Raw genomic sequence first — 24720 nt, forward strand, 5'->3', positions numbered from 1 at the left:
GGAGGACTACTGGCAAAAACGTATGCAAATTATCGGCAACGTCGTTATCGGCGTTGGAAACTACAAGTGTGTTTCACAAAATTTGGGACAATAACAAACTTTTGTAAAAAAGCTGTTCCGTTTTTCCGGAAAAAATGTTGACATCCCTGTAATTTTCGGTCATAATAAAAGTGTGAACCTGATTCCATAAGACACGGAGAGAAGAATTGTGATTCTGGAACATACCACCATCAAGGAAGTGGCCGACCGGGCCCGCGTCAGCACCGCGACGGTCTCGCGCATCCTGAGCGGAAAACACTGCCACCGCTCCACGACGGTCGAAACCGTCCGGCGGGCCATCGAGGAGCTGCGGTCCGCCGGGCCGGTGCTGACCGGTTTTGAAAGCGCGGCGCCGGAGAGTGTCGGAATCGTGATGTTCGCCTACCGCGATTTCCTGAATTCCAGCTACAACGCGACGCTGGCCACCGCGATTATGGAGACGCTGACCGCCGAAGATTTTTCCGCACAGTTTATCGCGTTGAGTTCGAAGCGGTTGAGCATCGATTACATCGAAAGCCTGGTCCGGGAGCACCGGCTGAAGGGGCTGCTGATCCCGGAATTCGATATGCTCTATACGGTTTCGGAACAGCTCGCGAAACTGCCGATCCCGGTGGTCTGCATCGGCAATCTGGCCGAAACCGGATTGCGTTACAGCGTCTGCGCCGACAACGTTTCGGCAGGACGCGACGCGGCCAACTATCTGTGGAGCCGGGGCCATCGCCGCTTCGGCATCGTGACCATGAGCCGCAGCGACATCTGCCAGGCGCAGCGTACCGCCGGTTTCCTCGAAACACTTCGGGAACTGGGGGGAGCGCCGGAGCAGGTGATGATTCGCGAATACCGTTCGCTGAATGATTCGGTTTCCGGCGTGATCTCCGCGCTTGCGAATATGCAGGAACGGCCGACCGCGCTTTTTTCCACCAACAGCCTGATGTCGCAGAAGCTGATCGCGGGGGCGGCGGCGGTCGGGATCCGGGTGCCGGAGGAGCTGTCGCTGCTGTCGTTCGAGGAGAACAACGAGTTGCTGTATATGCCGGTGCCGGTCAGCGCGATCCGGCAGCCGACCCGCGAACTCGGCGAGACGGCGGTCCGGATGCTGATCAACCTGATCCGCGGCCTTGCCGTCCCCGAGCACGAGGTGCTCAACTGCTCACTGGTCGCCCGCTCCAGCGTCGCCAAACGGAATGAATGAATCCAAGATCAGCCGCCGGGCGGGTGGTTGCAACATCTTCAAAGTAAGGAAAATATTTATGCTTGTGCGTATCAGTCTTATTCTCGGAGCCGTGCTGCTGTTCACGCGGCTTGCAGCGGCGACCCTGCAAATCGATCTCTCCCGTGAAACCGGCCGCTTCAATCCGCTGATTCTCGGCCAGAATCTGGAGGCGGCGGACACCCGCGGCATCTTCGGCCCCCCGGTCGGCGCCGCCAAGTGGCCGCTTCAGGGCGTCAAGTACGGTCAGGGGCTCTGGAATCCGACTGCACAGCAGCCGGCCGACGGTTCGTTCGGACTGGCCGAATCGCTGAATTCCGGCATGTTGCGCTATCCAGGCGGATGTCTCGTGCATAATTTCAACTGGAAGGATGCGGTCGGGCCGCTTTCGGAGCGGCCGCAGTGGAAATTCGGCGTCGATCAGTTCCTCGAACTGTGCCGCCGGCTGAATCAGGAGCCGGTGATCACGCTGACCGACTACGCGCTGCCCGCCGCGGAACTGCCCGCCCATTTCGCGGAGTTCGTCGAATACCTGAACGCTCCCGCCACCCCGGAACACCCCTGGGCGCAGAAGCGCGCGCTCTGGGGACACCCGGAGCCTTACGGCGTCAGATACTTTGAACTCGGCAACGAGTCCGGTCACGGCAACCACAACGGTGTTCCGCGCCGGAAATTCACGCCGGAGGAGTACGCCGACTACGCGGTGAAATCCGCCGCCGCGATCCGCCGGGCCGATCCCTCCGTAAAACTCGGCATCGTGATGGCTCCCGGCAGCGGCATCAACTGGGATTGCGAGTGGAACCGGAAGGTGCTGGCCGGAGCCGGTGCGGTTGCCGACTACGTGGTGCTCCACTTCTACGGGCCGGCCATCCTGAATTCCGGGCCGGAGGAGGCGCTGCGCGCCGTGCTGGCCTATCCCGACCAGCTTGCCGCCCGGATCGGCTGTTACCGCAGGAATATCCGGGAACTGGCCGGGCGCGACCTGCCGACCGCCGTCACTGAATACAATGTGGGTTCCAGTAAAAGCAAACCTTTCCCCCACCGGTTCAGCTTTATGGCGGGGCTGATGTGCGCCGACGAGATCCGCCTGTGGCAGCAGGAGAATATGCTTTTCGCCAACTACTGGCATCTGCTGAACGGCGCATGGGGGCTGTTCAGGACTCCCGACGAATCCGGGGAGGTGACCCGCCGTTATGCGACTTTGCCATTCTTCGAGGAGTGGGGCAAGTTCGGCGGCAGGCAACTGGTGGAGGCGGTCGTCGCGGACAACCCGCGCCTCGCCGCCGCTCCGCTGGGCGGACTCTGGGAGTCCCGGGGCGACCGGCCGCAGCCGGAGCGCCGGTTTGCATCTCGTGATACCTTCCGTTTCGACTTCGGCAAATACCTCCCGAAGTACCGGATCAAGCCGGCGGCGGCGGGAAAGAACGCGCTGACTTTCCGGCTGGATGAGGTGAACCGGGAAAGCTACCTGCCGTTCGCGGTACTGCCGCGCCCGCAGGAGTCGCCGTTCGGCACCGGTTACAAGACGAAGCTCCGGTTTGAAGCCCGGTTCACCCCCGAAGGCAAAGGGCGCGGCACGGTCGCGCTCGGTCTCGCCGACACCCGCGGCTGGAATGTGACCAATTCGGCGAGCGCCTCCGACCCGATCGCCGCGGACGGGAAATTCCATGAGTATTGGTTCGAACTGCCCGCGCTGCCGGCCTGTCCCTCCACGGAACTGCTGCTGCGGGTGGAGCGTCCCTCCGGTCTCTCCGGCAAACTTGAGATCCGCAATCTTGTCGCGGAGGAGTTCCACTCCCCGACCGAACCGGCCTATCCCGCATTGGCCGCGCTGGCCGGAAAATCCGCAGACGGGCGCACGCTGCATCTGATCGTATTCAACAAAGACCCGGAGAGGCCGATGACCGTGCCGGTTGCCGTGACCGGCGGACGGCTGAAATCCGGCACGGGCTTCGAGCTGTATCAGGAGAAGCCGGAGAGCATTGATTATTTCACTCCGGCCCGGCGCGCCGTCCCGGTCCGCCCCGACGGTTTCGACTGGACGTTTCCACCCCACTCAATGACCCGGTTTGAACTTGAATTGCTTCCGTAATCATAGATAAAGGAGAGAACCATGAAACGCTTTTTTACCTTGATTGAGCTGCTCGTCGTGATAGCGATTATAGCGATTCTCGCGGCGATGCTGCTTCCGGCGCTGAACAAAGCGCGCGATAAGGCGCGCGACATCAAATGCACCAACAATCTCAAGCAGATCGGTACTTATATGCAATTGTACCTCGACCAGTACAACAGCATTTCTCCGCAGGCCTACGGAAATCTTGACGGCGGCAAGGACAAGGGTAAATGGCAGGATATGCTGATGCCCTACTACCAGCCCAATGTTGCCCTTGCCGATCAGTGCCATCTGGAAAAGCTGACCAGCAACATCCGCAAGCCGATCGGCATCTTCGGCTGTCCGAGTTCGGAGTCGCCGTACGATCTCTCCGCCAAGACCTGCCACTATGCGATCAATTCGCGTTTCGCGACGATCTGGGGCTGGCCGACCAAGACCAGCAAGATCAAGTCGCCCAGCCGCCGGGCGACGGTTTTCGACACCGACCAGCGCGGCAGCTGGCCGTACCCGCGCGCCGACGCCCGGGAGGATAACGCCGATCCCAAATACGGCAATATGGTTTCCGCCGGCGGCGCCTGGCGGCACCTCGGCAATCAGGGAGCGAACATCCTGTTCGCCGACGGCCACGTCGTTGCGATGCGCCGGCTGGAAATTCCGCTCAACAAAAACGCCGCCGACAAAGCGGGCTACTTCTGGAAAGATTGAGGATTCCGGTCATGCTGTTTCAAAAATTTTCCGGCAACCCCGTGCTGACGGCGGCTGCGTTTCCCGATGATATCATGTATGTATTCAACCCCGGCGCGGTGAAGTTCAACGGCGAATATCTGCTGATGGCCGACGCCGCGACCGCCGCCACGCCGATCGTGTTCTGGCTGGCGCGGAGCAAAGACGGGATTCATTTCACGCCCGATCCGGCTCCCGTACAGTGGCCCGGGTTTTCCGACGGTATTCCCGAAGCGTGCATCTACGACCCGCGCATCACTGAAATCGACGGCGAATACCTGATCCTCTACGCGAGCCAGCGCCCCGGCTTCGGCGTGCGCACCGGCATGGTCAGGACGCGTGACTTCATCCGCTTCGACCGCGTCGAACAGGCCGAAACCGGCCGGAACAACCGCAATTCCGTACTGTTCCCGGAAAAGATCCGGGGCCGTTACGTCCGCTTCGACCGTCCGATGGGCGACGACGAATGCGAACCTTCGGATATGTGCATCAGCTATTCCGACGACCTCTCCACCTGGAGCGATTCGCAGATTCTGATGGTTCCCCGCCCCGGCTGCTGGGACTCCCACAAGATCGGCGGCGGAGCCGTCCCGATCCGCACCCCCGAAGGCTGGCTCGCCGTCTATCACGGCGTCGACCGCACCTGCAACGGCTATATCTACCGGCTCGGCGTCATGCTCCTCGACCTCGAAAACCCCGCCCGGATCATCGCCCGGGGCGGCCTGCCGGTGTTGTGGCCGGAGTCGCCTTATGAAATGCTCGGACGGGTTGCCAACGTGACCTTCACCTGCAACGCGATCCCAGAGCCGGACGGCACCGTCAAAATCTATTACGGAGCCGCCGACACCTGCGTCGGGCTCGCCACCGCCCGTCTCGACGATCTGGTTGCCGCCTGCAAAACCGGCAATCCGACCGCCGAACGGTTTTTCAAATCCCGGTGACTTCCGGGCGGCGGAAACGGATCATTCATTGTATTGAATGAACTCCGCCGACAGCGGCGGCCAGCTGGGCGCGGGCTTTGGAGAGGTTCACCAGTGACTGTACATACTCCTCCTCGGCGGCCACGAAATTATTCTGCGCTTCATTGAGCCGGGTGATCTCGGCTTCACCCGCCAGATAGGATTTGGCGACCAGGTCGCGTTGTTCGCGCATGATGTCGCGGTTTTCGCGGTTCAGTGCGGCGAGTTCGCGGTTGTGCTGTACGTTCGCGTGGGCGTTGCGTACGTCGGCGACGATGCGTAACCACGCCTCCGCGCCTTTGTACTGCATGATCGCCAGCTGTGCCCGGCTCTCGCGCAGCCGGTTGTAGCGGATCAGACCGTTGAAAATCGTCAACTCCGCCATTGCGCCGTAGTTGAAGGAGTTGCCCTCCACATAGAAATTCGCGAATCCGTTCGGATTGTTGCCGCTGTTGCGGGTCGAATTGGAACTGTAGCTGTAGTTCGCGAACGCCGAAATCCGCGGCGAAAAGGCACTGTAGCGGCTGTAGAGCTGGTATTCGCTGACGCGGAGCTGTTCGCGGAAGTTCTTCAGATCGGGACGGTTCGCGAGGGCGGCGTCCAGTGCCGCGCCGACCGGCAGCGGCGCGGCTTCGTCCGGCTTTTCCTGCGTGAACTTCAGTCCCTCCGGCAGCGTGCCGTCCGGGTAGCCGAGCAGCACCGCCAGTACATAGCGGCCGACCTCATGCTGATAGGAGGCGGTGACCTGCCGGGCGGCGGCGCGGTTGCGCCTGCCGGCGAAATTCAGCACATCGCTGCGGTTCGCGGTTCCGGCCTTTTCCCGTAAGCGGGTGTCCTCCAGCATTTTACTCTGAAATTCAAAGTCGGAATCGGCGATCTTCCGCTGCGCTGCGGCGAGCAGAATGTCGTCGAACGCATTGGAAACCGCCTGCGTCAACAGCCGCCGGGCGTTTTCCTGCAATGCTTCCTCGCCGGCGAGGCTGTGGCGCGCCGCCTCCACCTGGAACTCCCGCGCCAGTCCGTCGAAGATCAGGAAGCTCGCCTGCACCATCGTATAGGAGTAGAACGCATTGCCCGACTCCAGTTCCGGCGCGCCGGAGCTGTCGTAGAGCTGGTCGCCGACCGCGGTGGCCGCCGAAATCACCGGCGAATAGCCGCCGAGCGCCTGGTAGAGCCGCATCCGGGCGGCGGTGATCGACTGTCCCGCCTCCAGATAGGTCGGATTGTTCTTCAGGGCGATCCGGACCGCCTCCTCCCGGCTCAGTTCATCGATGCTGTGGAACATTTCATCGGCCGGTTCCTTCTCCCGCAGCGTGAAGCTGGTCTGGTCCACCAGTGTGGAAACCGGCTTCGGCAGACAGCCCCCCAGCAGCACGGCTCCCGCCGCGGCATAAAGCAGACAGCAAGTTTTCATAATCATTTCTCCTCTCTTTTACGATACTCGATTTTGGAATTTTATCAACTTTTGAATATTATATTTATCCAATCAAAGTTGATAAAAATCATTTTAAAGCTATTTTTATAGATAAGAGGAGAAACGATTATGAGAATTGAAATTTTTACGGCTGCGGTTTTGCTGCTGGCCGCCGGCTGCGACCGTCCGGCGGAAACGCCGAAGAGCGAAACGCCGATGCCGGTCAGGGTGCTGCCGGTCACTTCGGGGAACTACCGTCCTTCCTATGAGGCGGTGGCGCAGGTGAAGCCTTTCCGCACCGTCGACCTGGTGGCCCGGATCAGCGGTTTTCTGCAGGAACGACCGTTCCGGGAGGGGAGCTTCGTGAAAAAGGGCGAGCTGCTTTACCTGATCGAACCCGCCCAATACCGGATTGCGCAGGAAAATGCGCAGGCGCAACTCGATATGATGAAGGCGCGCCGCGACAACGCCGCATCGGAATTCGGCCGTATTCAGCAGCTCTACGGGGAAAAGATCGCGTCGCCGGACCGCTTCGACTCCGCGAAAGCCGCCAAACTCGAAGCCGAAGCCGCCGTACTGGCCGCCGAGGCGGAACTCAGACAGGCGAAGCTGAATTACTCCTACACCCGGATCACCGCCCCGTTCGACGGTTGGATCGGCCTGACCTCCAAAGATGTCGGCAATTACCTTCAGGCCCCCTCCGGCACGCTGGCGACACTGGCCCAGATCGACCCGGTCCGGGTGGAATTTTCAGTCAGTGACGCTTTCGCGCTGCCGAAGCTGACCGCCGAACTGCAGCAGGGCAAAGCGCCGGAGCTTATCGTGCGGGTGCTGCAAAGGGACGGCACTCTCTATCCGGAGGCCGGCAAAATCTCCTTCTGGGAGAACCGGATGGATCCCGAAACCGCGTCGATCCGGCTGCAGGCCCGGTTCCCCAACGCCGCCCGGCTGCTGGTGCCCGGCGAATTCGTGCGGGTGCGGCTGGAGGAACCCGCAACGGAACCGGTCGCGCTGGTCGATCCGGCCGCGTTGCACTATAACCAGACGCAGACCTTCGTCTACGTGGTCGGTCCGGACAGCCGGCTCGCGGTCCGCCCGGTGGAACTCGGCGCACGGCTCGGCAACCTCTTTATCGCAAAGTCCGGCCTGAAACCGGGCGACCGGGCCGTCGCCGCCGGGAATCCGCTGCTGCGGCCCGGCGTTCCGGTCCGTGTACTCGGGGAGGCCACGCGATGAATTCGGATACTTTCATCGACCATCCTTACCTCGCGGTCGTGATCGCGATCGTGATTTCGCTGGTGGGAGCACTGGCGATCTTCGCGCTGCCGGTCGCACAGTATCCGAATGTGACGCCGCCGCAGGTCAGCATCACCACCACCTACCCCGGAGCGAGCGCGCAGGAGCTGCTCGACAGCGTGATCGAGCCGATCGAAACGCAGGTCAACGGCGTGCGCGACCTGATCTACCTCTCCTCGACCGGTTCCAACTCCGGTTCGGTCAGCATCACCGCGACCTTCCGGATCGGCTCCGACGGCCGCGCCAACACGCAGGATACGCAGGACCGGGTGAACTGGGCGCTGCCGCAGCTGCCCGAAACCGTGCAGCGCGAGGGCGTGATCGTGCAGGAACAGTCCGGCAATATCTTAATGGCGATGACCCTCTACTCGCCGAACCGCAGCTATGATACGCTGTTCCTGAGCAACTACGCGACGATCCAGCTGAAAAAACGGCTGAGCCGGATTCCGGGAGTCGCGAACATCCAGATTTTCGGCGGCAGCGACTACGCGATGCGCTTCTGGCTGGACACCGACAAGCTCGCCGCGATGAACCTGCCGGTCAGCGAAGTGGTGCGGGCGGTGCAGAATCAGAACCTGCTGGTCTCCTCCGGCGCCGTCGGTGCGGCTCCGAACCTGCCCGGCGAACCGTTGAAATACACGGTGCGCACCCGGGGACGCCTGACAGATCCGGCGCAGTTCCGCGACATCGTGGTGCGCAGCACACCCGGCGGTCCGCAGGTCAGGCTCGGCGACGTCGCCCGGATCGAGCTCGGCGGCGAAAGCTACTCCACCGCCGCCTCACTGAACAACCAGCCCGCCGTGATGCTGCTGGTCTACCAGCAGAGCGACGCGAACGGCATCGCGATTTCGGATGCGTGCCGCGCCGCGATCGCCGAGCTGTCGCAATCGTTTCCACCCGACCTCGCGTGCGGCTTTCAGTATGATTCGACCGAGTTCATCCGCGCTTCGGTCCGCGATGTGGCGGTCACGCTGGCGACCGCCGTCGTGCTGGTCGCGCTGGTCACGCTGCTTTTCCTGCAGAACTGGCGCATGGCGCTGGTGCCGACGCTGGCGATCCCGGTCAGCATCCTCGGCACTTTCGCCGGGCTGCGGCTGCTCGGATATTCGATCAACATGGTGACTCTTTTCGGCCTTGTGCTGGCGATCGGGATTGTGGTGGACGACGCGATCATCGTGATCGAAAACGTGCACCGGCTGATGGTCGAAGAGAAACTCGCCCCCCGGGAAGCCGCCTCAAGGTCGATGCGGCAGATCACCGGCGCGATCATCGCGACCACTCTGGTGCTGCTGGCGATGTTCGTGCCGATCTGCTTTCTCTCCGGCATCACCGGCGAGCTTTACCGGCAGTTCGGCGTGACCATCTCGACTGCGGTGCTGCTGTCGGCGGTGAACGCGCTGACGCTGAGTCCGGCGCTGGCGGCGCTGCTGCTGAAGCCGGATATGGTTGAAAGCCGGTTCTTCCTGTTCCGCTGGTTCAATGCGGGCTTCGGCGCGATCTCGAAGCGCTACGGCGGCGGCGTTGCCGCCGCGGTGCGGCGGTTTTTGCCGGTGCTGGCGGTCTACCTCGTGCTGACGGGAGCGGCGGTATGGACGTTCCACCGGGTTCCCGGCGGCTTCATCCCGGAGGAGGATCAGGGGGTGTTCTTCGCCGGAATCCGGCTGCCGCCCGGTTCCTCGCTGGAGCGGACTGAGGAGAAGGTCGCGGAGCTTTCGGCTATCTTCAAAAAGCTGCCCGGCGTGCGCGACGTATTGGCCGCTCCCGGCTTCAATATCCTGAACCGCACCCCCGCCGCGAACAACGCGTTCCTGGTGGTGGTGCTCGAACCGTGGGACCGGAGGCTGAAGCGCGGCCTCTCCGCCGCGAAGCTGGTCAGGGAGGCGGAGCGGGCTTCGTTTCTGGTGCCGGAGGCGTTCACGATGGTGTTCGAGCCGCCGCCGATTCCCGGAATCGGCACGGCGGGCGGTTTCAATTTCGTGCTGGAAAACACCGCCGGCTCCGATCCCGACGCGCTCGGCGCGGCGCTTGATGCGATGCTGGAAGAGGTGATGGCAAATCCGAAATTCACCAATGTCTTCACCACCTTCAACCTGAACTGCCCCTACCTGAAACTGGAGATCGACCGGGAAAAGGCCCTGCGGCTCGGCGTGGATCTGCAGTCGATCTACTCGACGCTGGAAGGCACGCTCGGCGTCAACTACATCAATGACTTCAACCGCTTCGGACAGGTGTACAAGGTGGAGCTTCAGGCCGAACCGGGGGCGCGCGATACCATGGAGAAGATCCGCCGCCTCCACGTGCCCGGTTCCGGCAATACGATGGTGCCGCTGGATTCACTGATCAGGCTCTCGCTCCATACCGCGCCGGAATTCCTGAGCCGCTACAACCTCTTTCTGTCGGCGGAACTGCAGGGCAGTCCGGCGCCGGGCGTCAGTTCCGGCGAAGCGATGTCCGAACTTGAAGCGATCGCCGCGCGGACGCTGCCGCCCGGCATCGATCACGCCTGGACCGACATGTCCTACCAGCAGAAGCTCGCGGGCAATCAGGCGCTGCCGGTTTTCGCGCTGGCGCTGCTGTTCATCTATCTCTTTTTGGCGGCGCTGTATGAGAGCTGGGTGCTGCCGTTTTCGGTGATCCTCGCGGTGTTTCCGTCGCTGCTCGGCGCGGCCGCGCTGCTGATGCTGACCGGGATCGCCGACAACATCTACACGCAGATCGGCGTGGTGCTGCTGTTTGCGATGTCCTGCAAAAGTTCGATCCTGATCGTGGATTTCGCGTTGCAGCGCAGCCGGGAAGGAGCCGATGCTTCCGCGGCGGCGGTGGAAGCCGCCAAGCTGCGGTTCCGCGCGATCGTGATGACCGGGGCCGCTTTCGTGCTTGGGACGCTGCCGCTGCTGTATGCATCCGGACCGGGGGCGGCGAGCCAGCGTTCGATCGGCGCGGCGGTGGTGGGCGGCATGACCTGTGCGGTGCTTTTCGGCGTGTTTCTGGTGCCGGTGTTCTATCGGATCTGTCGAAGGGGAGCCGGCGGCTGACCGGTTCCCGCCGCCATTGAAAAAATTTTTATTTTTCTTTGCAAGTTCACAACTTCCCTGCTATACTAAGCTGGAGAAAAGAGAAACAGTACCGCCGGAAATTCCGGAGAAGTTTCACCATCCCGGTTGCATCGCCTCTTTCCCCGTGCTGTTTTTTCTGAAAACAAAGGTGGATCATGCGTTTCTTTTTCATACTTGCGATTTTGTGCGGCACACTGCAGCTTCCGGCGGAAGAACCGGGGCAGCAGGAGTACCGGCTCGGCCTGAATCTTTTTGAAGGACTCAACGGTTCCGTACAGGACCGGGAGGCCGCGTTTCCGTTTTTTAAGCAGGCTGCCGCACGCGGCAACGCCGACGCCCAATACCGGCTTGGCCACTGCTATGAATTCGGTTTCGGCACTCCGAAGGAACCCGCCAAAGCGCGCGAGGCATACGAGCAGGCCGCCAAACAGGGACATACCGAAGCGCTCTTCCGCCTCGGGAACTGTCATTATGTCGGTCTGGGAACCCCGCAGGATTACGCCAGGGCGCTCGAATGCTTCCGCAAAGCCGCGGAACAAGGCAACGCCGACGCGCTGATGTCGGTCGGTTTCTGCTATGAAAACGGCACCGGCGTGGAAAAAAATCCGAAGCTGGCTTTCGAATACTACTCCAAAGCCGCCAATGCCGGGCTTTCCCTCGGCCAGTACTATCTGGGCCGCTGCTACTATCACGGCAAGGGAACGACCAAGGATTACGCCAAGGCGGTCGAACTCTTCCGGAAAAGCATCCAAAGCGAATCCCGGCTCTGCCGCGGCCTGGGCTACTTCTCGCTCGGCCTCTGTTGCCTGACCGGCAAAGGAGTGGAAAAGAACCGCGAAGAGGCGTTCCGCTGCTTCCGAAACGCCGCCGACTCCTACCACAACGAAGCCCGGCTGCTGATCGGCGTGATGTACCTGCGCGGCATCGGCACCCAGGCCGATCCCGCCGAAGCCTTCCGGCAGTTGAGCCTCGTTCGCCGTTCACCCGCCGCCGACTATCTGGTCGGAATGTGTTACTTTCAGGGAACCGGCACTGCGAAAAATGCTAAACTGGCGTTTCAGTCCTTTCGGAAGGCCGCCGACGGTGGTTCCGCCGACGCGATGAACATGCTCGCGCTTTGCTACCGGAAAGGAATCGGCACCTCCCCGAATCCGGACAAAAGCGAATTCTGGAAAAAACACGCTGCCCGGAGCGGCCGCAAATTCTCACTGGTCCACCTGACCGAATAACCATTGTCCCCCCGCCCGGAACATTGCCTCCGGTGGCCGGTGGCGCCCCCCCGGTCGTTATCTATAAGTTTATTTGGTCTATCGGCAGAACTCCGCACCGGCACGTTGCCGGTCGTGATCCAACGGCGAAAGCGTTGGCCGTCGGAGACACTTTGTGCGCATAGCGCACAAGGTCTGCCGCCCGTTAGGGCGGGCAGACCCGCCTGCCGCGAATGCGGCATGGCTTCCCCGCGACTCACTTCCGGCGGTTTCATTACAACTTTGGAGTGCGGAGATTCATCTCCACACTCCAAGGACGCTTCGTGTCGGGAGGCAAGCATACACACCGGCACGTTGCCCGTGGAGACTTCTGCACGCGAACGTGGCGTGGCTGCTTTGGGGGGGAGTGTTCAGATCTTCTTTTTATCATTTTGTTCCACGAGGAAGGGGAGATTGCAGGAGGTGCCGCCGCCCTGACCGTCGCGGACAAAGAGGAAGAGACGGTAGGCTCCCGGTTTTTCCGGAGTAACAACCGTGACTTCGCCGCCGGTGTTTCCGGCCGGAAAACAACCTTCGATGGTCGGCGGAACCGGTTCGCGGTTGCCTTCAGCCCACTTCACGCCACTTTCGCGGATTACTTTCCACTCACAGGTGACCGGATCGTTTTCCGGATCGATGATAAACGCCCGTGCCTGAAAGGTCTGGCCGGGAGCGACCTTCTTCCGGTCCAGACCGCAGACGATCCGGTCGATATTCGGACTCCGGTTCGGCAGCGGTTTCCCGGAGTAAAGCTTGGCGATCCGGTCGACAGCCGGGGTTTTCTCGCCGGTTTCGAGGAACATGCCGTACCAGGTACCGGTGACTTCCTGTTTGCTTGACCAGACGAAGGCGATCATGCCGAGACAGCGTTTCGCATCGGCGACGGCGGCGCGGTAACCGCGCTCGTAGTTGTCGGCTTTGGCTTTGCCGCCCGGTTCGAGCGGAACTCCCCAGGCGGTTTGCGGCACTTCCCAATGGCCGCGCGGCCCGAATTCGGTCAGCATCCACGGCCCCTGCCAGCCGGCTTCGTCGAGCCGTTTTGCCGAAATCACGGCTCCGGCGTAGGTGTTGATGCCGATGATGTCGATGGCGGGAGCAAGCTCTTTGATCGCTTTCATCTTCCAGACTGCGTTGCCGGCGATTACATTCATCACCGGATGGTCGGGATCTTCCTCTTTGAGGATTCCGGCGAGTATATTCAATTCCTTCCAGTACTCCGGATGCAGCTCCGTGGTACGGGGGCCTTCGGCTTCGTTGCCGAGCCCCCAGCAGAGCAACGCAGGATGGTGACGCAGCGCCCGAACCTGTCGGCGAATATTTTCCCGCTGTTCCTGAAGGTGGACCGGATTCTTGTAGCTGAAATTCTTGCTTTCGCGCTGAAGCCAGATTCCGCGGATTACCTTGAAACCGCTCCGCTGCGCCGCATCCATCTCCCGGAGCGCCCGCTCCGGATCATTGCTGCTGTAGGTGCGCAACGTATTCACGCCGCACCGCCGGGCCAGCTCCGGCTGGTCGAACCGGCCGACGCCGCGGACCTGAAACGGTTTGCCGTCGGCGAACAGCCGCCAGTTTCCCGACGCATCCTGTTCCAGCCTGACCGGCGCGGCGGCGGCGGTGATGCACAACAGGGCGGCGATGCCCGATAACAGAATTTTCATGGTCAGACTCCTTCGGTCATTCATATTTGAAAATTTCTTTGTTTTTCAGTTCACGCTGGAACTGCGCATAGGAAATGGAGCGGATGTGTCCATCGGTGAAGGAAAACATACCGATTCCGTTCCCATGCGGATAATAGGGCGTATAGGAACCGCCGAAATTGGTGGTGTAGCGGAAGTAGTGACCGTCGTTTTTGTTGCGTTCCGCCAGCAGCAGCCAGCGTGACGGCTTGGGGATGTTGCTGAGTTTATTGTACTTTTCGATGCCGGGTACTTTGGCCATGTTGCCGGCGACGGCGTCGTTGATGCAGTAGGTGGAAGAGTGATAGGTATTCTCCTCGATCACGCGGGTATCCGTCAGATAGAGGGGACTCTTCGTACACCGCACGAAACCGCACCGGTAATAGTTGGCCGCTTCCCATTTCCCCTTGGAGTAACCGATGCCGAGGTTCAGCAGACCGCCTTTTTCGAGCTTGTTCAGATAGTTCATACCGTACCACTGCCCGCCGCTTTTAGAGGGTTCGTTGGTCGGAGCGTGTCCGTTGGACTGATCGGCGTACTGCAACACCATCACGCTCAATTGCCGCAGATTGCCGAGACAGGCGGTCTGGGCAGCCCGGTCCCGCGCCTTGTTCAGCGCGGGCAGCAGCATGGAGGCGAGAATTGCGATCATCGCAATTGCAATTAACAATTCAATCAGTGTGAAATATTTTTTCATGATGGTCTTCTCCTAGGTGGTTTCGCGTATGATCAGTTTGGGAGAACGGTAAAGACGGACGGGTTGTTCCGGAGGGAGTTTCTTTTCGATCCGGCCGATCAGAGAGTCGACGATCAGGCGGGAGGTTTCTGCCAGTTCGTTGTCGACTGTGGTCAGGGCGGGAGTCAGGTATTCGGAAAATTGCAGGTTGTCGTAACCGGCCACCGCCACGTCGTCCGGACAGCGCATCCCGAGCTTCCACAGAGCACGCAACACGATTGCAGCATAGTCGTCGTTGCGGGCGATCACTGCGTCGGGACGTTCGATGCGAATCATTTGTGCGGCGGCCCCGACCAGTTCCGGCACCGGAGGCATCTCGTCGTATAAATAACGATATGCGAAATCGGGATCGAACGGCAGGCCGTGCGCTTTCATTCCCTCCGTGAATCCCTGTTCGCGTTCGCGCTGGGAACGGTGCTTGCCGCAGGGGAACCGGAGATAGGGGGCGAAATAGACGAGCCTGCGCCGTCCGCGCCCGTACAGATGGTCCACCAGCTGCCGGACGCCATCGCCGAAATCCACGTGTATGAAATCCAACGTGCCGTCATCACAGACCGGCTGGTCATAATAGATCACATGGCTGAGCTTGGCGGCGGCTTTCAGGATGTCGGCGTTCAGGCCGGGAAAGGCGTTGGAGTGGATGATGACTCCGTCCGCACCGCGCGACGCGAAGTCGTCCAGATAGGCGCGGATGTTGGCGAGGTCGTTATGACACTGGCCGATCACCAAGCGGTAGCCGTGTTGTTCCGCGGCGCGGGCGGCAAACGAGACGCGCTGAAGTTCGCCGGGGGCACTGTTTGCATCGATCAGCACGCCGAGCAGCTTGCTCCAGCCGCCCGCCAGTTGCCGCGCGGCGAGGTTCGGCCGGTAGTTCAGCGATTCGGCGACTTTGCGGATCTTCTCCGCCGTAGCCTCACTGACTTTGGTGTGATTGCCCGGGCTTGGATTCAACACCTTCGAGACTGTAACCTTCGACACTCCCGCCAACTGCGCGATGTCGATCAGGCGAACCGGATTGGACATGATTTCCTTCTTGTTGGTTGAACTGTTTTGGAATGGTTAGCTAACCGCTTAGTTTAATTATACCACATTCAGGAACGGATGTCAATAGGAGAATTGAAAAAAATTGCGAAAATGCGGATCAAAATGCGGATCAGAGACGGCGCATCTGGGTAGGTGTTTTGCCGAGACGCTTCAGAAAAACTTTGCCGAAATAGTTCTGATCGCTGAATCCGGTGGCTTCGGCGATCTCCTTGACGGAAACGGCGCTTTCATGGAGCATTTGCATCGCGATCTGAAGCCGGAAACCGGTCAGGTACTCCTGTGGCGGCATGCCGCAGTGGCGGGTGACCAGCCGGGTCAGGGTGGAGCGGTGGACGCCGAGGGCCGCGCTCAGACTCCGTACCGACAAGGCGGGATCGTCGTAACGTTCTTCGACCAGCTGCTTGAAGCGCAGGATAAGGCCGCTCTCTTCGCCGGAGGGCGGCAGCATCGCGCGGGTCAGGATTTCGTAGGCGGTGGCGCCGGCGCGGTATTCGCCGTCGCGGCCGAGATCGCGTATTTCGCGGGCGAGTTTCAGGAACAGCTCTTCCGGACAGGGGGCAACGGGGCGGGAAGGGCGTTCCAGCCGAAAGCTGTCGATCAGGAAGGGAACATTCGGACCATCGATGGTCAGCCACCAGTAATCGAACGACGCGGATTCGGCGGTGATCTCGTGACGGTCGCCGGGAAAGTAGAAGCAGACCTGATTTTCATTCAGCAGCCAGCCGGAAGCCCCGGAGCCGAATCTGCCGCAGCCGGAGACGCACCAGTAGAGTTCGAGGATCGGCTTGACCAGCGGCGGGTCGCTCCATCCCTTCGGCACTGTGTAGTGCCCGGTCGAACGGACGCGGACTGGGGCGTGAATGGTTCCGGTCGAATACGGTCGGTAGAGTTCCATTTTTCTCTTTTTCCTGAATGATGCGACAGAATTACGAAACATAATACATCCTTACCCTTGGGATTTCAAATGGTTTGTGGTAAAATTATCCATACAGGGATCAGGAAATTCCAAAAAAATCAAGGAGAGCTACGGAATATGGACAGAGGACCGAAGGTTGTGGTACTGGGAGCGGGAAGCTACTTTTTCGGGAAGCCGGTCATTTACAACATGATTACCAGCCCGATCCTGCGGAACGGCACGCTGGCGCTGGTCGACACCGATCCGGCGGTGCTGGAGACGATGATGAAAATCGCCCGCCGGGCCAAGGAAGCTGCGGGGGCGCCGCTGACGCTGGAGGGTTCGACCGACCGGCTGGAGGTGATGAAGGGAGCGGACTTCGTGGTGCTTTCGTTCTCATATCGCAACGCCTACTACCGGGAACTCGACACGCGCATTTCAAAGAAGTACGGCGTTACGATGTGTTCGAGCGACACGATCGGTCCCGGCGGCATCTTCCGGGCGCTGCGGGAGCTGCCGGAAATCCTGCGGATCGCGGACGATGTGCGCCGCCTTGCGCCGGAAGCGTGGCTGATCAACTTCATCAATCCGACTTCGGTGATGGGCATTGCGCTGATGCGCCACGCCGCCGATGTGAAGAGCTTCGCGCTGTGCGACGGCAACCACATGCCCTATGTGCGGGCGATGTACCTGCGCCAGCTCGGCATCCTGCCGGAGGGGACGCAGGCGGCTCCGCCGGAGGTGGATGAGAAATTCGACCTGCAGATCGCCGGAGTCAATCACTGCACCTGGATTCTGCGCTGCTTCTACGACGGCAAAGACTACATGCCGGTGCTGCGCAGTTTCGTGGAGCGGGAGGCGAAGCGCGAATACGAAACGCGCCCGACCTCCAAGGCGAAGCCGCGCCTCAATATGAATTACGCGCTGGAACTGATGGATCTGTACGGCGCGTTTCCGACGGCGGTGAGCCATACCAAGGAGTATGTGCCGTTCTATCAGGGCTACGGAGTCACGCCGGTCACGCCGGAGCCGATCGTCTGTTTCGACGGCTACAACCGGGCTGAGGAGATGGCCGAAGCGTGGAGCGAGACGGAGAAGATCGCGGACGGAACCACTCCGATCGGGGAATTTTTCGCGAAGGGACGCGGCGACCACGCCACGGACATCATCGAATCGATGTGGGGCAACCTCGGCAAGAAGTTTTACATCAATTCGCCGAACCAGGGAGCGGTCGGCAACCTGCCGGACGATGCGTTCCTGGAACTGCTGTGCGACCTTGACATGAAGGGGCCGCGTCCGCGCCCGGTCGGGGATATGCCGCGCGGCCTGCTGGGGCTGACCCAGCAGGTGCTGGATACGCACGAACTGACGGTGGAGGCGGCGGTGAGCTGCGACCGGCGGATTCTGCTGCGGGCGCTGGCGACGGATCCGCTGGTGAACAACCTGAGCGATGCGAAACATATTATGGCGGAACTGCTGGAGGCGGAACGCGACCACCTTGACAGGCGTTGGTTTTAGGAACGGGGAAAGGGGCCCGGGCGCGTGACATTCCGCATACTGCACAGTATGTTAAGCAGGCGGCAAGGTGCCTGCCGAGTGCGCGCTCTACACCCTTCGGGGTCCGCGGCGTCTGGCGGCAAGGTGCCGCTGCCGAGTGCGCGCTCTACACCCTTCGGGGTCCGCGGCGTCTGGCGGCAAGGTGCCGCTGCCGGGTGCGCGCTCTACGCCCTTCGGGGTCGCGCGGCGGCTGGCACTGGCAGGTATTGGTTGGTCTGCAAAGCCATTTATGCAGTATAGTAGGCCAAGTGGCCATTTACTCGGTACATAAGTAAGGTTATGCCGCCTTTTACGCGGCGCACAACAAGCGCGGTCAGCGCCGCGAACGAATGTGAGGGCATTACTTGCGGCAGCAAGTAACGAGGAACGATAGTGACGACGCCGAACGTAGTGAGCGAAGCCCCTCCGGCGTAGTGAGCGCAGCGAATGTTGAGGAGTTGACGGGCGCAGCCCGGCAAGTAAGCGGCGAAGCCGCGCCCGCGAACGGGAGTGCTTCGCAAGTCAGCGGGAGTCCAGAGGCGAGCGGGGAGGTCCGGACGGGCGATCGTGCACGCCGCAGGCGGGCAGGCCTTGAAAAGGCCCTCCGGAGCCATCCGCAAATGACCGGCACCCAGTTTGTGGCCTGTAATGGCATGGAAAGGTAGCTAAACGTATGAGTGACTGCATGATCACGCGCGACTTGAGAGCGGAGATAAATCTTCGCACTCCAAGGTTGATATCGGCCGACATCGGGCCGGACAAGGAAATATGACATTTGAGTTGTTGCCTGTAATGGCCTTTAAAAGAAAAACGACCGACTTACAGCGGAGGTAAAATGCGTAATGAGCTAAAGGGAAAGCAAATGCAACAAGAAAAACACACCCGCCCGCTTGACATACCGGAGATTATGCGGCGGAAATTTACCCTTATTGAGCTGCTCGTTGTCATAGCGATCATCGCGATTCTGGCTTCGATGCTGCTGCCGGCGCTGAATCAGGCGCGGGCGCGGGGATATGCGGCGACCTGCATCAACAATCTCAAACAGATTTTCACGGCGCAGACGCTGTATGCGTCGGATTACGAATATTTCTGTCCGGGCCGGACGACTTCGGCGACGATCGGCTTCAATGAACAATATATGGCTCCGACCCTGCGGCCGTATCTGGGGAAAACGGCGGTTCCGTTTGAATCGTGGGACGACATGCACGAATTCATGGCAGGCAAACCGTGGCTCTGTCCGGCCCAGAGCGACCGCGGCCCCAATACCTTCAGCTACGCGCCGAACAGCTTTTATCTGGCGACCACCAATCTGAAAATGACCAAGACCAGACAGGTTTACTCCAATGTGTACGCGGCGATGCCGGATGCGCGGGTGCCGGGCTTCGCGCCGTCGCGGGTCTATTTCCTGATGGATTGCGGCTACAAACTCGATTCTCCGGCGGAGAAGAAGGAGAGCGAAATCCATGTGGTCGACCGGGGACAGTTCGAGGACAACACGACCGTGCTGGCCGACTTCCGGCACTCCGGCTATAAGAATGTCGCGATGATGGACGGCAGCGTGAAGCCGATCCGCAAGGGGATGACGCAATATGAACTCGTGATGAGACCGGAGGTGCCGTAATGAGGTGGACGAGTATGGTGGTCGCGGCGGTCGCCGCACTGTCGCTGGGAGCGGCGGAGTTCGATCTGGGAAATTTTATCCGCAGCCGTTACCGCGCGGGGGAACGGGAGATCGTGCTGCCCGACGGCGAAGTGCGCTGCCGGGGAATGGTGGAGCTGGGCAGGGAGTTCCGGGACCTGACCATCCGGGGGGGGCGCGATACGAAATTGGTCTGTACCAACCTCTCCGATCTCTTTTTCCTGAACGGTTGCAGCAATGTGACGATGCGGGATTTTGCGGTGGACTACGATCCGCTGCCGTTCACGCAGGGGACGGTCACCGCGATCGACCGCGGGAAAAAGGTGGTCCGCTACCGGCTGCACGACGGCTATCCCCGGCTGGAGAAACGCTATCTGGTGCCGCATCCGCAACTGTTCGACCGCAAAAGCCGCACGATGAAGTATGACGCAGTCTGGAGCCATTGCGAACGCAACCGCGCCGTTTCGCCGGATGAGGGGGAGTTGCTGATGGCGCAGCTTCAGCCCAATCTGGAGGTCGGCGACTTCGTGGTGCTGAACTACCGCCCCGGCTGCATCATGAAGATCCGCGGCATGTCCGACTTGCTGAAGTTCGAGAACCTGACCTTTTATTCGTCGCCGGGCGGCGGCATCTTCGCGCGGCGCACCAGAGGGCGGCACGAAATCCGCAACTGCCGGATGATCCGCGGACCGATGCCTGCCGGGGCGGCCGAAGCGCGGCTGCTGTCGCTGTCGGCGGACGGCATCAATTACGCGACTTCCCGGCAGGGGCCGCTGATCGAGAATTGCGAAATCGAATTCATCGGCGACGATTCGGTGAATCTGCACGGTTCGCCGCTGCGGGTGGTGCGCCGCGAGAAGGAGAGTTTTCTGGCGGTGATCGGCTACCGCCCCTCCGAATATACGGAACTGATCCTGCCCGGCGACGAGGTGCGGCTGCTGGCGAAGGAGAATTTCGCTGTGCTCGGCACGGCGAAGGTGCGCAAGGTGGAAATCGCGGAGGATGTTCCCGGCCTCGACCTGAAGCAGGTTTATATGGCGGCGGAAATTCCCGACTACATCACCTACCGCATTACGGTGGACGGGCCGCTGCCGGAGCCGGGGACGCTGGTTGACTTCCCGGCGATCAATTCACCCGGCTTCGTGATCCGGAACAACTATTTTCACGACCACCGCGCCCGCGGCCTGCGGATCATGGCGTACTGCGGCCTGATTGAAAACAACCGCATCGAACGGCTGGAAAGCAGTGCGATTTCGATCGGTCCCGAATACGCCTACTGGCAGGAGGGCGGTTGGGTGAACGGCGTCACGGTCCGCAACAACCGGATCGAATCGGTCGACCTCGGCGGCTCGGCGTATTCGCGGTTCGGCTACTCGCTCGGCGCGATCTGCACGTTCGTGCGCAACGAGGGCGGCAAGGCCCCGTTTTATCCGGGCAACCGCAACGTCGTGATCGAAAACAACCGCATCGGGAACTGTTCGCTCGCCGGAATCTACCTGCTGGCTTCCGACGGTGCGACGGTGCGCGGCAATGTGATTTCCGGCGTGAATTGGGGAAACAACCCGGATATCGGCGGCAATTACGGCATCCGCTATGAAAAACAGCCCATCGGACAATTCGGTTCAAAAGACTCCACGATCGAAAACAACGAGGTGAAACCGTGAAACATATCGCCGGGATTCTGGCTCTTTTCGCCGCTGCCGGCCTGACGGCGGCGACGGTCCATGTGGACAATGTCAAAGGGGACGACGCCAACGACGGTTCGGCGGAACGGCCGGTCGCGTCGATCGAAAGGGGGCTGGCGCTGCTGAAGCGTTCCGACCGGCTGGAAGTCGCCCCGAACGGCGGCAAGCCCTACCGCCGCCCCTATCCGGGAGCGGTCGGCAGAAGCCTGGATATCCGGCTCGGCGGTACGGCGGAGCAACCGATGGTGATCGACGGCAACGGGGCGGTGATTTCCGGATTGTCCGCGGTCCCCGCCGACCGCTGGAAGGAGGCCGGGAACGGCGTGTACGAACTGCCCTTCTGGCCGATGAGCAATATGTACAAGCATTATGCGAAGCAGGATTACTGGCTGCCGGAGAGCCGGATTTTCTTCGTGGACGGCAAGGCGGCGGCCAACTGCCTGACGCGCGCCGAAATGGAGAAAACACCCGGAGGTTTCTGGTGGAGCCGCAGGCAGCGCAAGCTCTTTTTCAGGCCGCCGGAGGGAAGAACGATCGCGGAGCTGACCGTGGAACTGCCCGCCAATGCCGGTTTTTACGTGCTGGCGGATCATGTCCGGGTGGAAAATTTCACGGTGATCCTGTCTTGGAATGACGGTTTCGACGCGGCAGGCGACCCGCGCGGAGTGCATTACCGCAACTGTGTGGCGATCGACAACTGCGGGCAGGGCTTTTCGTGCCACGGCACCAGCGTCGTGCTGTACGAGGATTGCGTCGCGGTGCGGTGCGCGAGTTCGGGAAGCTGCGACGTGCACTGGTCCAATTCGAGCTATGCGCGCTGCGTCTTTATGAACAATGTCTTTGAGGGCGGCGTGGCGGCGAACGACCACAGTGCCCACACCTATTCAAGCTGCCTCGTCGTGCACAACCGGCCGTTCGAACAGGTGTGGCAGAACAACGATTCGCGGATGTTCTTCGACAACTGCGTGATCATCGGAAACGGAGACGCCGTGCCGCTGATGTTCCTGCGGCACGGTTCGGCGTCGTTCCGGCAGTGCACGCTGCTGAACGCCGGAATCCTGAACCGGGGAGCGGAGGACAACCGCGGCACGCTGAGCATCGAGCATTCGCTGATCGGCGGAATGGGGACCGCATTGATGGATATTCCCGCCGGAATGGAAAAACGCGTGATGCTCAGCGGTAATTTGTACTTCGGCGACAGGGGCTTCCGGGTGGCGGGAAAGCTGCTTTTGCCGGGCGAAGTTCCCGGCAGCTTCGATGTCAATTCGCAGTGGTATGACGGAAAGCCGGCGGGACGGCTGGAGGCGGAACTGCCCCGGGCGGTGCGGCGGAAGAACGCCGCCGGGGAAGAACGGCGCGTCGGCGCGGCGCTGCCGGAGAGTGTCTGGAGAAGTTACGCAAAATACCTGCATGTGGAGACTTCCCCTGCCGGCGTGTCGTTTCCGGCGGATGGACGGAGGTGACACGCCGGGATTTTTCCGTCAACCTTGAAAAACACCGCCGGGCGGGATATATTAGCGATTATCAATGAGAACATCTTCAGTCGTCCGGTCTCGGGCGGAAGCTGTTCCCGTCCTTTGAACCGGAAGGGGGGTTTCAATGAAAGAGATGATTGTCGCTTATATCCGTGACAACATGGGACTGGATGAAGAGTTCGCCGGCGAGCTGATCGACGATTACCGCTCGACCATAACCGAATATATCGGCAAAGCACATGCCGCAATCGAGGCCTCCGACGCGGCGGAAATGCGTCGTATCGGCCATACCATCAAAGGGTTTTCCGCCAATATCGGCGCCGAGCCGGTGCGTGTGCTCGGCTTGAAGCTCCAGGAGGCCGGAGAGGCCGGAGATGTCGCCGCCGGTTCCGGATTGGTTGAAGAGATCGAAGGTGCGATTTCCGCTCTCTGATGCCGGGGCCGATACGCTTGAATGAGGTTATTGCAGGCCGCAATATTCGCGGTAGCGCCGGTAGAGTGCGGCGGCGGAAGGATACATGCTGTTCGGACTCATGAAGTGTGAAAACTCGAAGGTGATTCCTTCGGTGATTCCTGCTGCTGCGGCGGATTCGAGCTTCCACAGGAATTTTTCCCATTTGATCGGCGGGAAGCGCCAGGGCATGTCGCGGTCAAAGCTCTCGATATTGCTCCAGCATTGAATGCGGCCTGCTGCTCAAGGAGAACGGCCAGCCGCAGAACGCGTGGGCCGATGCGAAGGAGCTGGCGCCGTCGAAAATCCGCAAGTACGCCGAACCGGTGATGAAGCGGATCAGGGCCGAAGTCGTTTCCGGCGGCTGTTTCCGACATACACAGCACCCATTTGCCGTGGTGGCGGGTGGATTTCCGCCCCGGCGTGCCGGGAGCGGGGATGATGCGCGGAACGCTGGTGCCGACCAACCGGCTGTGGCGGATGGCGCGCGAAATCTACGGCGGCCCGGTTTTCGGCGAATCCTATGCGCTGACCAGCTGGATTCACAGCGGCAACGTCGATTCGATGGTGGGACAGGCGAGCCGTAATTCGGGCCTGATACTGGATTTCCTGCTGCTGAAGATCCGGCCGCTGGCAATTTATCATGGTGCGGGATATTTCGAGCGGTGGAGCGCGGCTACGTGGCCGGCTGGCGGAACTGCCCGCTGTCCGCGCCGGAATATGCGCTGTACTCTTTGCTGGAGGTCGCGCCGACAATGGACGACAAGATCAAGCATGAGATCATGCCCGCCGCGACCAATTACTACCAGAAGCGGCGGCTGGTGAAACGTTTGAGCGGTCAGCCGGTGACCGGTATCGTCTATTATGCCCCGGCCGGCCGCGCGCTGACCTCCGGTGAAGCGGCGTTGCTGCCGAAAAAGGAGATCCGGCGGTTCTGCGAGGAGTTTGCGGACGGCAGCAAGGTGTGGCTGAACTTCGCGGATCAGCCGTGGGAGGCCGCCGGAAATACGATATCTTCAGCGGCGTGAGAAAGGACGCATCAGTCTATATCGGGTTGAGCGGCACGCTGTGGAAGCTCTCCTCGCTGGCCGCGCTGCAGGTGATCCCGTCGGTGCTGTACGGCCCCGGAATCAGTTGCGTATTGATGTTGTGCGATTCGATGCTGGCCGACGTGTGCGACGTGGACGAACTCGAACACGACGCCCGGCGCGAGGCGATGTTCGGCGCGATTTACGGCTGGTTCACCAAAGTCGGGCTGACCGTCGCGCCGGCGCTCTCCGGGCTGCTGCTGGTCTGCACCGGTTTCGAAGTCCGGTTCGGCGCGGATCAGCCGGACGGAACCGTTTTCCTGATGCGCATTCTCGCGGTCGTGGTCCCTGCTTCCGGCATGGTGGTCGCAACATTGCTGATGTGCGGCTACAAACTCAATGCCGCCCGGATGGCGGAAGTCAAAGCCGCCCTGGAGAAAAAACACAGTTCCCTGTGAATTCACGGATCGGGATTTCGCTGCTGATCGCAGCGACAAG

Annotated in this window: 19 protein-coding genes and 1 pseudogene; 14 read left to right on the plus strand and 6 right to left on the minus strand. The window is 60.9% G+C overall.

All coding sequences use genetic code 11. From position 1 onward, the window contains the following. Positions 1 to 208 precede the first annotated feature (208 nt). From C8D82_RS14985 to C8D82_RS15000, 4 genes are read left to right on the plus strand one after another with little or no spacing between them, the layout of a single operon-like run. Positions 209 to 1231 (plus strand): LacI family DNA-binding transcriptional regulator, encoded by a 1023-nt coding sequence (locus C8D82_RS14985; protein ID WP_116885096.1) that lies wholly within the window; start codon positions 209 to 211, stop codon positions 1229 to 1231. A gap of 58 nt (positions 1232 to 1289) precedes the next feature. After that, positions 1290 to 3341: a hypothetical protein gene (locus tag C8D82_RS14990; protein ID WP_116885097.1), complete on the plus strand. Its 2052-nt coding sequence runs from the start codon at positions 1290 to 1292 to the stop codon at positions 3339 to 3341. Positions 3342 to 3362: 21 nt separating this feature from the next. Then, positions 3363 to 4067 carry a DUF1559 family PulG-like putative transporter gene (locus C8D82_RS14995; RefSeq protein WP_116885098.1) on the plus strand — a complete coding sequence of 235 codons (705 nt, stop codon included), beginning with the start codon at positions 3363 to 3365 and terminating at the stop codon, positions 4065 to 4067. 11 nt (positions 4068 to 4078) lie between these two features. After that, positions 4079 to 5026: a glycoside hydrolase family 130 protein gene (locus C8D82_RS15000; protein ID WP_116885099.1), complete on the plus strand. Its 948-nt coding sequence runs from the start codon at positions 4079 to 4081 to the stop codon at positions 5024 to 5026. A gap of 25 nt (positions 5027 to 5051) precedes the next feature. On the opposite strand, the gene C8D82_RS15005 is transcribed toward C8D82_RS15000, so the two are convergent. Further along, positions 5052 to 6458 (minus strand): TolC family protein, encoded by a 1407-nt coding sequence (locus C8D82_RS15005; RefSeq protein WP_165833107.1) that lies wholly within the window; start codon positions 6456 to 6458, stop codon positions 5052 to 5054. Between the two features lie 129 nt (positions 6459 to 6587). Between C8D82_RS15005 and C8D82_RS15010 the strand changes: the two genes are divergently transcribed. From C8D82_RS15010 to C8D82_RS15020, 3 genes are all read left to right on the plus strand, one after another. Beyond that, on the plus strand, positions 6588 to 7694 hold the full coding sequence (locus tag C8D82_RS15010; protein WP_116885101.1) for an efflux RND transporter periplasmic adaptor subunit: 1107 nt from the start codon (positions 6588 to 6590) through the stop codon (positions 7692 to 7694). Beyond that, a complete protein-coding gene (locus C8D82_RS15015; RefSeq protein WP_116885102.1) occupies positions 7691 to 10789 on the plus strand; it encodes an efflux RND transporter permease subunit in 3099 nt (1032 codons plus the stop codon). Before C8D82_RS15010 ends, C8D82_RS15015 begins: the two co-directional genes overlap by 4 nt. Before the next feature lie 176 nt (positions 10790 to 10965). Then, entirely contained in the window at positions 10966 to 12039 is a 1074-nt protein-coding gene (locus C8D82_RS15020; protein WP_116885103.1) for a tetratricopeptide repeat protein, read from the plus strand. A gap of 389 nt (positions 12040 to 12428) precedes the next feature. On the opposite strand, the gene C8D82_RS15025 is transcribed toward C8D82_RS15020, so the two are convergent. From C8D82_RS15025 to C8D82_RS15040, 4 genes are all read right to left on the minus strand, one after another. Next, the gene (locus tag C8D82_RS15025) at positions 12429 to 13715 is read right to left on the minus strand and encodes a glycoside hydrolase family 2 TIM barrel-domain containing protein (protein WP_207776147.1); all 1287 of its coding nucleotides are present in this window, start codon (positions 13713 to 13715) and stop codon (positions 12429 to 12431) included. 16 nt (positions 13716 to 13731) lie between these two features. Next, a complete protein-coding gene (locus tag C8D82_RS21650; protein ID WP_116885105.1) occupies positions 13732 to 14430 on the minus strand; it encodes a type II secretion system protein in 699 nt (232 codons plus the stop codon). Between the two features lie 12 nt (positions 14431 to 14442). Continuing rightward, the gene (locus C8D82_RS15035; RefSeq protein ID WP_116885106.1) at positions 14443 to 15492 is read right to left on the minus strand and encodes a LacI family DNA-binding transcriptional regulator; all 1050 of its coding nucleotides are present in this window, start codon (positions 15490 to 15492) and stop codon (positions 14443 to 14445) included. 130 nt (positions 15493 to 15622) lie between these two features. Next, positions 15623 to 16408 carry a helix-turn-helix domain-containing protein gene (locus tag C8D82_RS15040; protein ID WP_165833108.1) on the minus strand — a complete coding sequence of 262 codons (786 nt, stop codon included), beginning with the start codon at positions 16406 to 16408 and terminating at the stop codon, positions 15623 to 15625. 138 nt (positions 16409 to 16546) lie between these two features. On the opposite strand from C8D82_RS15040, the gene C8D82_RS15045 reads away from it, so the two are divergent. From C8D82_RS15045 to C8D82_RS15065, 5 genes are all read left to right on the plus strand, one after another. Continuing rightward, on the plus strand, positions 16547 to 17926 hold the full coding sequence (locus C8D82_RS15045; protein ID WP_116885108.1) for a family 4 glycosyl hydrolase: 1380 nt from the start codon (positions 16547 to 16549) through the stop codon (positions 17924 to 17926). 925 nt (positions 17927 to 18851) lie between these two features. Further along, the gene (locus C8D82_RS21655; protein ID WP_116885109.1) at positions 18852 to 19565 is read left to right on the plus strand and encodes a DUF1559 family PulG-like putative transporter; all 714 of its coding nucleotides are present in this window, start codon (positions 18852 to 18854) and stop codon (positions 19563 to 19565) included. After that, the gene (locus tag C8D82_RS15055) at positions 19565 to 21247 is read left to right on the plus strand and encodes a right-handed parallel beta-helix repeat-containing protein (RefSeq protein WP_116885110.1); all 1683 of its coding nucleotides are present in this window, start codon (positions 19565 to 19567) and stop codon (positions 21245 to 21247) included. The genes C8D82_RS21655 and C8D82_RS15055 overlap by 1 nt, the downstream gene beginning before the upstream one ends. Continuing rightward, on the plus strand, positions 21244 to 22731 hold the full coding sequence (locus C8D82_RS15060) for a right-handed parallel beta-helix repeat-containing protein (RefSeq protein ID WP_116885111.1): 1488 nt from the start codon (positions 21244 to 21246) through the stop codon (positions 22729 to 22731). The genes C8D82_RS15055 and C8D82_RS15060 overlap by 4 nt, the downstream gene beginning before the upstream one ends. A 136-nt stretch (positions 22732 to 22867) precedes the next feature. Continuing rightward, positions 22868 to 23176, plus strand: coding sequence for an Hpt domain-containing protein (locus C8D82_RS15065; protein ID WP_116885112.1), 309 nt, complete (start codon positions 22868 to 22870; stop codon positions 23174 to 23176). A 27-nt stretch (positions 23177 to 23203) separates the two neighbouring features. On the opposite strand, the pseudogene C8D82_RS15070 reads toward C8D82_RS15065, so the two are convergent. After that, a pseudogene (locus tag C8D82_RS15070) lies at positions 23204 to 23425 on the minus strand (DUF4434 domain-containing protein); the annotation flags it as partial. A gap of 434 nt (positions 23426 to 23859) precedes the next feature. On the opposite strand from C8D82_RS15070, the gene C8D82_RS15075 reads away from it, so the two are divergent. After that, positions 23860 to 24222 (plus strand): hypothetical protein, encoded by a 363-nt coding sequence (locus tag C8D82_RS15075; RefSeq protein WP_116885114.1) that lies wholly within the window; start codon positions 23860 to 23862, stop codon positions 24220 to 24222. Further along, on the plus strand, positions 24183 to 24680 hold the full coding sequence (locus C8D82_RS15080; RefSeq protein WP_133245228.1) for an MFS transporter: 498 nt from the start codon (positions 24183 to 24185) through the stop codon (positions 24678 to 24680). Before C8D82_RS15075 ends, C8D82_RS15080 begins: the two co-directional genes overlap by 40 nt. Positions 24681 to 24720 lie beyond the last annotated feature (40 nt).

Origin of the sequence: Victivallis vadensis, assembly GCF_003096415.1 — a bacterium.
Classification (GTDB): domain Bacteria; phylum Verrucomicrobiota; class Lentisphaeria; order Victivallales; family Victivallaceae; genus Victivallis; species Victivallis vadensis.